Source organism: Neisseria sp. P0013.S005 (assembly GCF_051958425.1).
Taxonomy (GTDB): Bacteria; Pseudomonadota; Gammaproteobacteria; order Burkholderiales; family Neisseriaceae; genus Neisseria; species Neisseria subflava.
On record NZ_JBQCVL010000006.1, the window covers coordinates 67,167 to 80,470 of the forward strand.

Consider the following 13,304-nt stretch of genomic DNA (forward strand, 5'->3'; position numbering starts at 1 on the left):
ATGTATACAAGAATCATGGAAATCAGCCCTTGGACATTGCGTTCGGCAAAACTGGAAAAAGAACACAAACGGCTGCAAGAGAGCCTGACCAGTTTGGGCAACGGCTATATGGGTATGCGCGGCAATTTTGAAGAAACCTACTCCACCGACAGCCACTTGGGCACCTACATCGCGGGCGTGTGGTTCCCCGACAAAACCCGCGTCGGCTGGTGGAAAAACGGCTACCCTAAATATTTCGGCAAAGCCATCAATGCGCTCAATTTCAGCAAAGTAAAAATCTTTGTCGACGATCAGGAAGTGGACTTGGCGAAAAACGACGTTGCCGGCTTCTCCGTCGAACTCGATATGCAGCACGGCGTATTGCGCCGCTCGTTCACCGTATTTGGCGTGCGTTTCGATGTGTGCAAATTCCTGTCGGTCGCGCAAAAAGAGCTGGCTCTCATCCGCTGGGAAGCCGTATCCATCGACGGCAAAACCCACCAAGTCCGCATCGATTCCATCATCGACGCCGACGTGAAAAACGAAGACTCCAACTACGAAGAAAAATTCTGGCAGGTATTGGACAAAGGCGTTTCAGACGACCGCTCCTACATTTCCACCCAAACCGTCGCCAATCCCTTCGGCGTGGAACAATTTATCGTCAACGCCGAGCAAACCTTCGCCGGCAGCTTCAAAGCCCTCGGCGGCAGCCAAACCGACTGGCAGGTCTCCAATTCTTTTGAAGCTGAAGTCAGCGGCACGCCCGAAACCTTTGAAAAACGCGTGATTGTTACCACCAGCCGCGATTATCAAGGCTTGGAAGCGGTGAAAGCCGCCGGTCGCGCCTTGTCGGAAAAAATCACAGGCGTTGCATTTGAAACCTTGCTGGAGGCGCACAAAGCAGGCTGGCTGCACCGTTGGGAAATTGCCGACGTGGTCATCGAAGGCAGCGACGAAGCGCAGCAGGGCATCCGCTTCAACCTGTTCCAACTGTTCTCCACCTACTACGGCGAAGACGCGCGCCTGAACATCGGCCCCAAAGGCTTTACCGGCGAAAAATACGGCGGCGCAACCTATTGGGATACTGAAGCCTATGCCGTGCCGCTTTACCTCGCACTGGCGGAACCCGAAGTTACCCGCAACCTGCTGCAATACCGCCGCAACCAACTGCCGCAGGCGCAGCACAACGCGCGCGAACAGGGCTTGGCGGGCGCACTCTATCCGATGGTAACGTTTACAGGCATCGAGTGCCACAACGAATGGGAAATCACCTTCGAGGAAATCCACCGCAACGGCGCGATTCCTTACGCCATCTACAACTACACCAACTACACCGGCGACGAAAGCTATCTTGCCAAAGAAGGCTTGGAAGTCTTGGTCGAAGTGTCCCGCTTCTGGGCGGACCGCGTCCACTTCTCCAAACGCAACGGCAAATACATGATTCACGGCGTAACCGGCCCGAACGAATACGAAAACAACATCAACAACAACTGGTACACCAACACCCTCGCCGCATGGGTATTGGACTACACCCGCGAAGCCTTGGCGAGATACCCGCGTCCGGATTTGAACGTGAGTGCCGCCGAGTTGGAAAAATGGGCGGACATCAGCGCGAATATGTACCGTCCGCATGACGAAGAACTCGGCGTATTCGTCCAACACGACGGCTTCCTCGACAAAGACATCCGCCCCGTGTCCGCGCTTTCGCCCGACGATTTGCCGCTCAACCAGAAATGGTCGTGGGACAAAATCCTGCGTTCGCCCTTCATCAAACAGGCGGACGTCTTGCAAGGCATCTACTTCTTCGGCGACCGTTTCAACATGGACGAAAAACGCCGCAACTTCGACTTCTACGAACCGATGACCGTGCACGAAAGCTCGCTGTCGCCTTGTATCCACGCCATCCTCGCCGCCGAACTGGGCAAAGAAGAAAAAGCCGTGGAAATGTACCAGCGCACCGCCCGCCTGGACTTGGACAACTACAACAACGACACCGAAGACGGCCTGCACATCACCTCCATGACCGGCTCGTGGCTCGCCATCGTCCAAGGTTTCGCCCAAATGAAAACCTGGGGCGGCAAACTCAGCTTCGCCCCGTTCCTGCCGAGTGCGTGGACAGGCTACGCCTTCCACATCAACTACCGCGGCCGTCTGATTAAAGTCGCCGTTGGCAAAGAAAACGTGGTCTTCACCCTGCTCAAAGGCAAGCCGCTCGAATTGCAGGTGTACGGCAAAAACATCACGCTCAACGGCAGCCACACCGTTGCGTTGGAAAAATAAGGAGGATGCAAAATGACTTTCACCGCAGTGCTTTTTGACCTCGACGGCGTCATCACTGACACTGCCGAATACCACTACTGCGCATGGAAAAAGCTCGCCGAAGAACTGGGCATCAGCATCGACCGCAAGTTTAACGAGCAGCTCAAAGGCGTGTCGCGCGACGATTCGCTCAAACGCATCCTCGCGCACGGCGGCAAAACCGTCAGCGAAGCCGAGTTCGCCGAACTGACCCGCCGTAAAAACGACAACTACGTCGAGATGATTCAGGCGGTCAAACCCGAAGACGTGTACCCCGGCATTTTGCCGCTGCTGGAAGCATTGAGGGCAAACGGCAAAAAAATCGCCCTTGCGTCGGCCAGCAAAAACGGCCCGTTCCTGCTCGAACGCATGGGGCTGACCCACTTCTTCGACGCCGTCGCCGACCCTGCCGCCGTCGCGCATTCCAAACCCGCCCCCGACATCTTCCTCGCCGCCGCCGAGGGCGTGGGCGCGGATATCCGCCAATGCATCGGCATCGAAGACGCCGCAGCAGGAGTAGCCGCCATCAAAGCCTCCGGCGCCTTGCCTATCGGAGTGGGCAAAGCCGAAGACTTAGGCAGCGACATCGCGCTGGTGTCCGGCACCGCCGAGCTGACCTACGCCTACCTGCAAAACGTGTGGGCACAGTCGGGCAGGTAAAATACTAAGGAAGTAAAAAGGCCGTCTGAAAACTGGATTTCAGACGGCCTTTATTCTAAAAGTTTCCAGACGACGTTTGAGGTCTTCTGAAAGTTTGAAACAGTGGTGAGAACGACAGACAACGCGTGCGTGCGTACCGCACACACCCTACACCTCGATTTTAAAGTTTGTGTCGCCTCAGATAGGGTGTGTGGCACCAGCCACGCACGCAGTTGGTGGAGATGCAAGCTACGGCTTACTACCGTGGTAGCAATACGTTTTGAACCACTAATTTGGGATTTCTACCAACGCCTGCTGTCCAAGGGTAAGCCGTATAAGGTTGCCGTTACGGCGTGCATGCGCAAACTGCTGACGGTATTGAATACCCGGATGCGTGATTACTTCTCCGAAACGGTATCCAAACGGCTTGATTTGAGTTTTGGTATTTTTACCCGACCGGGTGAAAAATACAGTTGCCACGCCCGCTACGCACACAGACTCCGGTTTGCTACGGTTTGTTTTTGAAAGGCTTCTAATCTTAATTTTAATTTCTTTGCATTTTTATAAGGAATTGATTGAAAATATATTATTAAACTTAATAAAATATTGAAAAATGCACATAAAATATATAATAAAATTTTCCAATTATTGTGTTCAAAGCCAAGAATATATGAATATACTCCTAGACAAAATAAAATAAATGCGAGTATATAATATATAAATGCATCCACAAACCAATCAAGCCAGGAAATATGAATTGTAAGTTTCCCATCATTTATTCTCATATACCTATAACTTTTAACAAGTTGATTAAATGTGAATTCACCATTTAAAAATTTATGAAAATCTATTATTTTTTCTATAGTAACAACTTCTGCATTAAATTTGAATATTCGAACAAAATATTCCCTAATGAGTTCATTTTCTAAGAAATTCCTCACATTAGATTTATGTTTTGTATTGGATATAACTTCTTCTAAAAATTTTCTACGAAAATTTCGTCTTTCTGATAAGTATTCTAATACTCCTCTGAATCTAAAAATGATAATAGCCAATACCATAGTAAAAATTATTACTATAATGAATCCATAATTACCCTTTTCAATGTTACTGAGAATTAAATCTGTAAGCTTTTCTTCCATATCACGGTCTCTGAAACTTAAAAATTATTCCGCCCCAAACAACAACCCTTCCTTAATCCCCCGAATCCTATCCCGCAACACAGCCGCTTCTTCAAACTGCAAATCTCTAGCAGCCTGCTGCATGGCTTTTTCCAGTTTAGCGATTTCTTTAATCGCGTCTTCTTCATTGTGAATTTCGCCGACTTTAACCTTGTTCTTACCTTTCAGACGGCCTTTAATATTTCCAATCAACCCAACGTTACCATCTCAATCTGTTCCATACTTCTGCCCAAGAAGCGTTCACCGATGGTGCGGAAGCGCAGTGGGATATCGCTGACGTAGAAGCGGTAATCCGGATTATCGTTTTCTGTATTCAGCAAACCTTCTTGTGCTAAGGCTTTGGCGGTGGCTTCGGCGGTAGTGATGGCGGAATCGACCAAGGTGACGTTTTGTGCTTCGCGGCCGATAAGCGGTTTGAGCAGTGGGAAGTGGGTACAACCCAACACCAGCGTGTCGATGTCGTCGGCCAAGAGCGGCTTCAGGTATTCGCGTACGGTCAGGCGGGTGACTTCGTGATCGAGCCAGCCCTCTTCTACCAATGGCACAAGCAGGGGCGCGGCTTGTGTGCGCACCAGCGTGTCGTTGTTTTTTGAATGGATGGCGCGCGCGTAGGCATTGCTGTTGACGGTGGTATTGGTCGCAATAATACCGATTCGGTTGTTTTTGGTGGTTTGCAAAGCGGCTTCCGCACCGGCAGAAATCACGTCCAATACGGGCATATTGCCTGCTTTTTGGCGGATTTTTTGTCCGGCAACGGCGGCGATGGTGTTGCACGCGATAACCAGTGCTTTGACATCGTTTTCCAGCAGGAAATCGACAATCTGCATGGCGAAGGTTTCAATGGTGACGCGAGATTTGGTGCCGTAGGGAACGCGTGCGGTATCGCCGAAATAGATGATGTTTTCCATCGGCAGGCGTTCCATCAGGGCGCGGACGTTGGTCAAGCCGCCGACGCCGGAATCGAATACGCCGATGGGGCGTTGTTTGCTGGTACTCATGGTTAATTTCTTCAATATAAAGTTGAGGCCGTCTGAAACCGTTTTTCAGACGGCCTGAAGGTTAAACATATTCTTTTTTATCGTTTTCCATCCAAGCCTGATGCGAGCAAATCCACAACAGCACGATACCGCACACGGTCGAGCTCAACATCATACCGGCCATCACCAAGGCGGAACCATTATGCAGCCAAGTCGTTGCCATGCCGACCGATGCGCCGATAAGGGATTGGAACACGCCCAAGACGGCATTTGCACTGCCGCCCTCTGCGCTGAAATAGCTCATAAAGCAGGCCTGAGTGTTCGCACCGACCAAGCCTTGCGTACCGACTGAAAACATCACGCACAGCACCAAAGCCCACAAAGGCGGCAAAGACAACGACAACACCAAAACCGTCATCAGCAGATTGGCAGCAAATTGGACGATAATGCCCCATTTGAGGATGTTTTGCGGATGCGTACCGGTTTTCAAACGCCATGCTGTAACGCGGTTAAACGACATCATGGTAATGATATTGAGCGCAAATATCCAAGCATATTGGTTTGGTGAAACATGATACAGGTGTTGGTACACAAACGACGATTCGGTCAAAAAGGCAAACATCGAACCAAAACTAAAAGCTTGGAAAAACAGATAGCCCATCGCGGCGCGCGTCCTCAAAACGCGTTTAAACCTGCCTGCCACCACGCCGAACACATCCATGCTGATTTTGCCTTTTTGGTGCGGCTTGGGCAGGAAATACCACATCAACCCCCAAAGCAGCAGCGAATAGCAGGCCAGAAAGCCGAAAATCATGCGCCAGCCGCCCAAATTCTGCAAGCCGGCACCAATCATCGGCGCCATCAGCGGCACAATCATCAGAATGATGCCGATTAAGGCAAACATCTGCGCGGCTTTGCGTCCGGAATAATAATCGCGCACCATCGCACCGGAAATCACCACGGTCATCCCCGCGCCAAACGCCTGCACGGCACGCAAGTTCAGCAGCTGCTCGACATTATTCACCATCGTCAAACCGATAACGGCGGCAAAGTAAATGCTCAAGCCTACTAATGCGACAGGTTTGCGACCTTTAATATCCGAAATCGAACCGCCGACCACCTGACCAAACGCCACGCCAAACATAAAAAAGCTCAGGCTTTGCTCAATGCGGTGGATGTCTGAACCCAGCGACTTCGCCATTTCGGGAATCGCAGGCAGATAAGCATCGACAGAAAACGGCATCAGCGCGACCAACATCGCCATCAGCACGGCCATGGTTTTTTCGCCCAAAGGGGCTTGTTGTGCAGTCATTCCGACTTTCGCTTTCGTAAAAAATATTCAAAAAACAAAGAAAACAACCGCCTTGTCAGACGGTTGCGGATTGGATGAAATTATAGCAGATTTCAACCTTGTCCAATCACTGAAAAAAACCTTTGCAAAACTTAAGGCCGTCTGAAACTTTGCTTGGTTGAATCCCCTCGCCGCAAACGTTAAAATGCTTGTTTTTTAAGACAACAAATTGTTTCACATCACGGATTCTAAGGAATAATCATGACTACATTTCAAATTGCGCGTGCCGACGGGAAAACGCTCGAAATCCAAGGCAAAATGGCCAACCGCCACGGCTTGATCGCCGGTGCGACCGGTACGGGTAAAACCGTTACCCTGCGCCGCATGGCTGAAGCCTTCAGCAGCGAAGGCATCCCTGTATTCTTGGTCGATGTCAAAGGCGATTTGTCGGGCATCACGCAAGCCGGTGCCAACAGCGGCAAAGTGGGCGAACGCATTGCCGAGTTTGATTTGGGTGAACAATGGCTGCAAAATTTCCCCGTGCGCTTTTGGGATGTTTACGGCGAAACCGGTATTCCCGTACGCGTCACCGTTTCAGAAATGGGCCCTATGCTTTTGGCACGCCTGATGAATCTGAACGACACGCAAGAAGGCCTGCTCAACCTCGTATTCAAAGTTGCAGACGACAGAGGCTGGCACATTCTGGACTTAAAAGACCTGCGCAGCATGTTAAAACACGTTTCCGACCACGCTTCGGAATACCGCACGCAATACGGCAACGTTTCTGCCGCCAGTATCGGCGCGATTCAACGCCAACTGCTGACTTTGGAAAACGAAGGCGCAGAAAAATTCTTCGGCGAACCTTCCCTCAACCTGCAAGACTGGATGCAAACCGACAACGGCAAAGGCATCATCAACATCCTCAACTCCGAAAAACTGATGCGCTCGCCGCGTATGTACAGCGCGTTTTTGCTGTGGATGCTGGCAGAATTGTTTGAAACCCTGCCCGAAGTCGGCGACTTGGACAAACCAAAATTCGTGATGTTCTTCGACGAAGCGCATTTGATGTTCGACAATGCCGCCAATGCACTGGTCGAACAAATCGAACAAGTCGTGCGCCTGATCCGTTCCAAAGGCGTGGGCGTATATTTCGTCACCCAAAACCCGCTCGACTTGCCCGATACTATTCTCGGCCAACTGGGTAACCGAGTACAACACGCCCTGCGCGCCTTCACACCACGCGACCAAAAAGCAGTCAAAGCCGCTGCCGAAACCTTCCGCAGCAACCCAAATATCAAAGTTGCCGAAGCGATTGCCGAACTGGGCGTCGGCGAAGCCCTCGTTTCCTTCCTTGATGAAAAAGGTATGCCCGAGCCGGTAGAACGCGCCCTCATCCTGCCGCCGCAATCTTCCTTAACCCCGCTTGCCGCAGAGGAACGCAACCGCTTGTTCCAAAACGATGATTTGTATCCAACCTACAAAGACATGGTGGACAATTACTCCGCTTTTGAAGCATTGGCCGAAGCAGACAGCCAAGCAGCTGCGGAAAAAGAAGCCGCAAATGCCGCCAAAGAGCAGGAAAAAGCGCAAAAAGCTGCAGAAAAAGAAGCTGCCAATGCCGATCCCGGCATCCTCGGCGGACTGATCGGTGGTTTGAGCGGCGGACGTAAAAAATCCGGCCAAGGTTTGGGCTACAACGTTGCCGACGCCATCGGCAGCCAAATCAACCGCCAAGTAACCAACGCCATTTCCCGCAGCGTAATGGGTATTATTAAAAATATGTTCAAATAATCAGCCTGCAAACATACTGCCTTTATTGCAATAGCCGCAAGTCGGATACTTGTATCCGACACCTTGCTTTCAGACGGCCTCAAAGCAGCCTGAAAACAAGCCAAGTGCCCGCCAAACAGGAAAACACGCCATGCCCCAAACCGTTACCCTTGTGCTGTACGACCCCGCACACGCCGCCGATTTGGACTACCGTCTGCACGGAGAGCAAGCACAATACTCGGTTTCGCCCCAAGAGCGGCTGCAAAACGGCCGGTTCGCCGCGCCCGACTGTTTGTCCGTAACCATTTTGTGCCAAAACCGCCCCATCGGATTTTTCATCCTTGATAAAGGCAGCGACCGCCTTACTTACAGCGCCAATCCCCGCGCCGTATTGCTGCGCTCGATGTCGGTCAACCCCGCATATCAGGGTCAAGGCTGCGCCCGCGCGGCGCTGGCTGACGATAAATTGGCGCCGCTCATCCGCAGCATATTGCCCGACTGCGACGAAATCGTGTTCGGCGTACACCACGCCAACCGCGCCGCCATCGGCCTGTACCAAAGCTGCGGATTTGCCGATACGGGGCGAACCTTTATGGGCACAAAGGGGCTGCAATATATTTACAGCAAAACGATTCGGTAAAAGGCCGTCTGAAAAACTGAAAACGACCGGTTTCCAACTCCCTCTCCTGCGCTCGCGCGGGGGAGGGTTGGGGAGGGGGTGGCGTTTCACAGAAACGCTTTGCCGCCGCCTCGTAATGTTCCCGAAGCCGCAAACGCCCCCACCCTAGCCCTCCCCCGCAAGCAGGAGAGGGAACGAATAGGCCGTCCGCACCCAAAAGACCCCAAAAATGACCGCTAAAACCCTGTTCAAAGCCATCAAAAAACGCCTGCAAACGCTGCGCATCCGTGCGGGCAAGGCGTGGCTCGACCGTGCGCCGGTGCCGTCTGAAAAGCCGCTTGCGCCGGAGAATATCGGCGGCATTCTGTTTTTGCGCCAAGACGGCAAAATCGGCGACTACATCGTCAGCTCGTTTGCCTTTCGCGAAATCAAAAAATCCGCGCCGCACATCCGCATCGGCGTGGTCTGCACCGAGGCCAACCGCAGCCTGTTTGACGCCAATCCGCATATCGACGCGGTGCATATTGTCCAAGCCAAAAGCAGCCGCTCGTATCGGGAAACCGGCCGCTCGATTGCAGGGCAATATGATGTCGTTATCGATCCCACCGTATTGGTGCGCAACCGCGATTTGGTTTTAATCCGCAGCATCAGCGCGCCCTACAACATCGGCTTTGCCAAAGAAAACTACCACATTTTCAACCGCAACATCGCCGATAAAAAACAGCATTAAAGGCCGTCTGAAAATCAATTTCAGACGGCCTTTTATTTATCAATCCAATCAGTTTTTCATCGATTGAACCGGAGCCGGGATTCTACCGCCTCGGTTGACGAACACTTCGCATGAGCCTTCTTTGACCGGCATTACAGGCGCGTGGCCCAACAGGCCGCCGAACTCAACGCTGTCGCCGACGGTTTTGCCCGTTACCGGAATAATGCGCACGGCAGTGGTTTTGCTGTTGATCATGCCGATGGCGGCTTCGTCAGCGATGATGCCGGAAATGGTATGAGCAGGCGTATCGCCGGGGACGGCAATCATGTCCAAACCAACGGAGCAGACGGCTGTCATGGCTTCGAGTTTGTCCAGTGTCAGCACACCGGCTTCGGCAGCCGCAATCATGCCCTCGTCTTCCGAGACAGGGATAAATGCGCCGCTCAAACCGCCGACCGCACTGGAAGCCATCATGCCGCCTTTTTTCACGGCATCATTCAGCAATGCCAAAGCCGCCGTCGTGCCGTGCGTACCGCAGACGCTCAAACCCATCTCTTCAAGAATGCGCGCCACCGAGTCGCCGACGGCAGGGGTTGGTGCCAACGACAAATCAAGAATACCAAACGGGATATTCAGCATTTTTGAAGCTTCGCGGCCGATGAGTTCGCCCACACGGGTAATTTTGAAAGCCGTTTTCTTCACTACTTCCGCAACTTCGGTCAATGTCGTTGCATCTGAATTTTCCAACGCGGCTTTTACGACACCCGGGCCGGATACGCCGACATTGATAACGGCATCCGCTTCGCCCGAACCGTGAAACGCGCCCGCCATAAACGGATTGTCTTCCACTGCATTGCAGAACACGACAATTTTGGCGCAGCCGAAACCTTCGGGCGTGATTTCAGCCGTGCGTTTGATGGTTTCGCCTGCCAGCTTGACCGCATCCATATTGATACCGGCACGCGTGCTGCCGATATTGATGGAGCTGCACACGATATCGGTGGTTTTCATCGCTTCGGGAATGGAACGGATCAACACCTCATCCGAAGGCGACATGCCTTTTTGCACCAACGCGGAAAAGCCACCAATAAAAGACACGCCTATCGCTTTGGCAGCCTTATCCAAAGTTTGCGCCACGCTGACGTAAGAATCAGCATGGGTGGCCGCGGCGATTTGGGCAATCGGCGTGACGGAAATACGCTGATTCACAATCGGCACGCCGTATTTGGCGGAAAGATGTTTCGCCGTAGCGACCAAATCTTTGCCGACGGTGGTGATTTTATTGTAAATGTTTTGGTTCAATACATCGATGTCGGTGCTGATACAGTCGTGCAAATCAATGCCTATGGTAATGGTGCGCACGTCAAAATTCTGGTCGGCCACCATTTTGACGGTTTCTAAAATCTCGCCGGATTGAATACTCATGGTTCTCCCTCCGACTTAAATACGGTGCATGGCTTGGAAAATTTCTTCGTTTTGCATACGGATATCAAGCGCGAGTTTTTTGCTTTCTTCCGCAAACAAATCCAAAACCTCTTGACGCGATTTGGTGCATTTTGAAGTGTCCACCAAAATAATCATGGTAAAAAAATCGTCCATCAGCTGTTGGCTGATGTTGAGAATATTGATTTGTTTTTCCGCTAAAATTTTGGAAACGTCGTACACAATGCCCACACGGTCTTTACCGATGACGGTGATGACTGAATTGTTCATAACGCTGTTTCTCCTTATAGGATATTTGAAAAGTGTTGACAATTATAACACTCAGGCCGTCTGAAAAACTGTTTCAGACGGCCTGAGTATTCAAATTTCAATTTTGATTATCGCCCTGCTTTCAAAGCCTGCCACAGGCGAACGCTGAGTTTGCTCGCATCGGTTGACTTAGGGGAGACGATGAAACTTTTTTCCATCAATTCTTTACTTGGGAAAATCGATTCGTCAGAGGTGTATTTTTCATCCATCAAATCACGCGCCGGACGGCTGGCCGGAGCATAAGTCACATAGTTGCCGTTTTTGGCCGCTGTTTCCGGATTGAGCGTGTGATTGATGTATTTGTGTGCATTGGCCACATTTTGCGCATCACGCGGAATCATCAGCGAATCCACCCAAATACCGACGCCGCTTTTCGGCGCCAATACTTCGACTTCGACGCCGTTTCCGGCTTCTTTGGCACGGGTTTTGGCAATATTGAGGTCGCCGCCGTAGCCTACCGATACGCAAAGATTACCGGCAGCCATATCGTCGATATAGCCGGACGAGGTAAAGCGTTTAATGTCGGGACGCACTTTTTTCATCATTTCAACAGCAGCTTTGATGTCGTCAGGATTTTCGCTGTTCGGGTCTTTGCCCAAATAATGCAAAGCCAAAGGAATTTGCTCGATAGCGCTGTCGAAATAGCTGATGCCGCAGGATTTCAGCTTTTTCGTGTATTCAGGATTGAACACCAAATCCCATTCGTTTTCAGGCAGCTTATCGGTGCCCAAAGCCTTTTGAACCTGCTGTTTGTTAATCGCCAGCGTATTGATGCCCCAGAAATAAGGGACGGCATATTCGTTGCCCGGATCGACGGTCTCCATCATTTTCAACAAATCAGGATCGATGTTGGCGTAATCGGGAATTTTCGATTTGTCGATTTTTTGATACGCGCCGGCTTTAATCTGGCGGCCGACATTGGCAATAGACGGCGCAACCAGGTCATAACCTGACTTGCCAGTCAGCAGCTTGGCTTCCAGCGCTTCGTTGCTGTCGTAGTAATCGTAGCGGACGTTGATATTCGTATTTTTTTCAAACGCAGACAGCGTGGCAGGATCGACATAATCCGACCAGTTGTAGATATTGAGTTTATCCGTTTGAGAGGAAGAAGTTTGAGTTTGAGATGCGGAAGATTCTGCGGCGGTTTCTTTTCCACCGCTACACGCAGTCAAGACGAGGCTCAAGATTGCCGCCGCCATCAAAGATTTTTTCATGGTTTCAGACCTTTTGTTCGGGGGGTAAAAATATTGCAGCGGTGGCAGATGCCACTTACAAAAGGGAAACTGTGGGGGCGGCCGGCATGTGTCCTTTGCCCTTGATTCAGCAAGGTTTGCATTAAACGGCAAAAAGCTTTTGAATGCAAGACATTAAAGCAGAAAAAATTTTCATTTTTAAGACGGCCTGAAGCTATGGTTTTATTCATAAACAACATTTTTTCAGAAACGGTTTCATGCCGTCTGGAAAAAACTGTGGGCTTATTCAGACGGCCTCAAGATTTGTCAAAACCGCCCAATTTGTGGGAAAATTGCACGATTGAATTTAATGAAGGGCGACACCGTGTTAGACAGAGAAGGCTATCGCCCCAATGTCGGTATTATCCTGATTAACGAACGTAACGAAGTCTTTTGGGGCAAACGCGTACGCGAACACTCATGGCAGTTTCCGCAAGGCGGCATCAAGCCGGGCGAAAGTCCTGAGACCGCCATGTACCGCGAATTGTACGAAGAAGTCGGCCTGTTGCCGCAACACATCAAAATCGTTGGCCGTACGCGCGACTGGTTGCGTTATGACGTACCCAGCCATTGGGTGCGCCGTGAATGGCGCGGTTCGTATCGCGGACAAAAACAGATTTGGTATCTTTTGCGTTTGGTCGGCCGCGACAACGACGTCAACCTCCGTGCCTGCCATCATCCTGAATTTGACGGCTGGCGCTGGCACCAATACTGGGCGCCGGTTGACGAAGTCATCGACTTCAAGCGCGGCGTGTATTTGGACGCATTGACCGAACTCTCCCGTTTCTTGCGCGGCATAGAAAGCTATGAAGACTTTATCCGTAGCAATCCAATAGAAAACCTATAACCCAAACGCT

General features: G+C 51.1%; 12 protein-coding genes and 2 pseudogenes. 7 read left to right on the plus strand and 7 right to left on the minus strand.

Annotated features, from left to right (window positions below):
* From ACTHTA_RS07530 to ACTHTA_RS07540, 3 genes and pseudogenes are all read left to right on the plus strand, one after another.
* Positions 1 to 2,259, plus strand: a complete 2,259-nt coding sequence (locus ACTHTA_RS07530; RefSeq protein ID WP_308888225.1) for a glycoside hydrolase family 65 protein — start codon at positions 1 to 3, stop codon at positions 2,257 to 2,259.
* Positions 2,260 to 2,271: 12 nt separating this feature from the next.
* Positions 2,272 to 2,937, plus strand: coding sequence for a beta-phosphoglucomutase (gene pgmB / locus ACTHTA_RS07535; RefSeq protein WP_313971310.1), 666 nt, complete (start codon positions 2,272 to 2,274; stop codon positions 2,935 to 2,937).
* 234 nt (positions 2,938 to 3,171) lie between these two features.
* Positions 3,172 to 3,327, plus strand: a pseudogene (locus tag ACTHTA_RS07540) (IS110 family transposase); the annotation flags it as partial.
* A 74-nt stretch (positions 3,328 to 3,401) separates the two neighbouring features.
* Here the strand turns inward: ACTHTA_RS07540 and ACTHTA_RS07545 are convergent.
* The 4 genes and pseudogenes from ACTHTA_RS07545 to ACTHTA_RS07560 form a co-directional block, all read right to left on the minus strand.
* Positions 3,402 to 4,058: a hypothetical protein gene (locus tag ACTHTA_RS07545; RefSeq protein WP_308888503.1), complete on the minus strand. Its 657-nt coding sequence runs from the start codon at positions 4,056 to 4,058 to the stop codon at positions 3,402 to 3,404.
* Positions 4,059 to 4,082: 24 nt separating this feature from the next.
* A pseudogene (locus tag ACTHTA_RS07550) lies at positions 4,083 to 4,274 on the minus strand (UvrB/UvrC motif-containing protein); the annotation flags it as partial.
* 11 nt (positions 4,275 to 4,285) lie between these two features.
* Positions 4,286 to 5,095 (minus strand): glutamate racemase, encoded by an 810-nt coding sequence (gene murI / locus ACTHTA_RS07555; RefSeq protein ID WP_308888502.1) that lies wholly within the window; start codon positions 5,093 to 5,095, stop codon positions 4,286 to 4,288.
* Positions 5,096 to 5,156: 61 nt separating this feature from the next.
* Positions 5,157 to 6,386, minus strand: coding sequence for a multidrug effflux MFS transporter (locus ACTHTA_RS07560; RefSeq protein ID WP_440364366.1), 1,230 nt, complete (start codon positions 6,384 to 6,386; stop codon positions 5,157 to 5,159).
* A 240-nt stretch (positions 6,387 to 6,626) separates the two neighbouring features.
* Here ACTHTA_RS07560 and ACTHTA_RS07565 point away from each other — a divergent pair, with 240 nt between their 5' ends.
* From ACTHTA_RS07565 to ACTHTA_RS07575, 3 genes are all read left to right on the plus strand, one after another.
* Positions 6,627 to 8,156 carry a helicase HerA-like domain-containing protein gene (locus ACTHTA_RS07565; protein WP_308888500.1) on the plus strand — a complete coding sequence of 510 codons (1,530 nt, stop codon included), beginning with the start codon at positions 6,627 to 6,629 and terminating at the stop codon, positions 8,154 to 8,156.
* A gap of 130 nt (positions 8,157 to 8,286) precedes the next feature.
* On the plus strand, positions 8,287 to 8,775 hold the full coding sequence (locus ACTHTA_RS07570; protein WP_440364367.1) for a GNAT family N-acetyltransferase: 489 nt from the start codon (positions 8,287 to 8,289) through the stop codon (positions 8,773 to 8,775).
* Between the two features lie 208 nt (positions 8,776 to 8,983).
* The gene (locus tag ACTHTA_RS07575; RefSeq protein WP_191620539.1) at positions 8,984 to 9,484 is read left to right on the plus strand and encodes a glycosyltransferase family 9 protein; all 501 of its coding nucleotides are present in this window, start codon (positions 8,984 to 8,986) and stop codon (positions 9,482 to 9,484) included.
* A gap of 48 nt (positions 9,485 to 9,532) precedes the next feature.
* Here the strand turns inward: ACTHTA_RS07575 and ACTHTA_RS07580 are convergent, their stop codons facing one another.
* The 3 genes from ACTHTA_RS07580 to ACTHTA_RS07590 all read right to left on the minus strand — a co-directional run bounded on the left by ACTHTA_RS07580 (position 9,533) and on the right by ACTHTA_RS07590 (position 12,429).
* Positions 9,533 to 10,888: a PFL family protein gene (locus ACTHTA_RS07580; RefSeq protein WP_308887845.1), complete on the minus strand. Its 1,356-nt coding sequence runs from the start codon at positions 10,886 to 10,888 to the stop codon at positions 9,533 to 9,535.
* Between the two features lie 15 nt (positions 10,889 to 10,903).
* A complete protein-coding gene (locus tag ACTHTA_RS07585; RefSeq protein WP_308887844.1) occupies positions 10,904 to 11,176 on the minus strand; it encodes an ACT domain-containing protein in 273 nt (90 codons plus the stop codon).
* Between the two features lie 107 nt (positions 11,177 to 11,283).
* Positions 11,284 to 12,429 (minus strand): polyamine ABC transporter substrate-binding protein, encoded by a 1,146-nt coding sequence (locus ACTHTA_RS07590; RefSeq protein WP_308887842.1) that lies wholly within the window; start codon positions 12,427 to 12,429, stop codon positions 11,284 to 11,286.
* Between the two features lie 328 nt (positions 12,430 to 12,757).
* Here ACTHTA_RS07590 and ACTHTA_RS07595 point away from each other — a divergent pair, with 328 nt between their 5' ends.
* Positions 12,758 to 13,294, plus strand: a complete 537-nt coding sequence (locus ACTHTA_RS07595; RefSeq protein ID WP_308887841.1) for an RNA pyrophosphohydrolase — start codon at positions 12,758 to 12,760, stop codon at positions 13,292 to 13,294.
* The last annotated feature ends 10 nt before the right edge of the window (positions 13,295 to 13,304 follow it).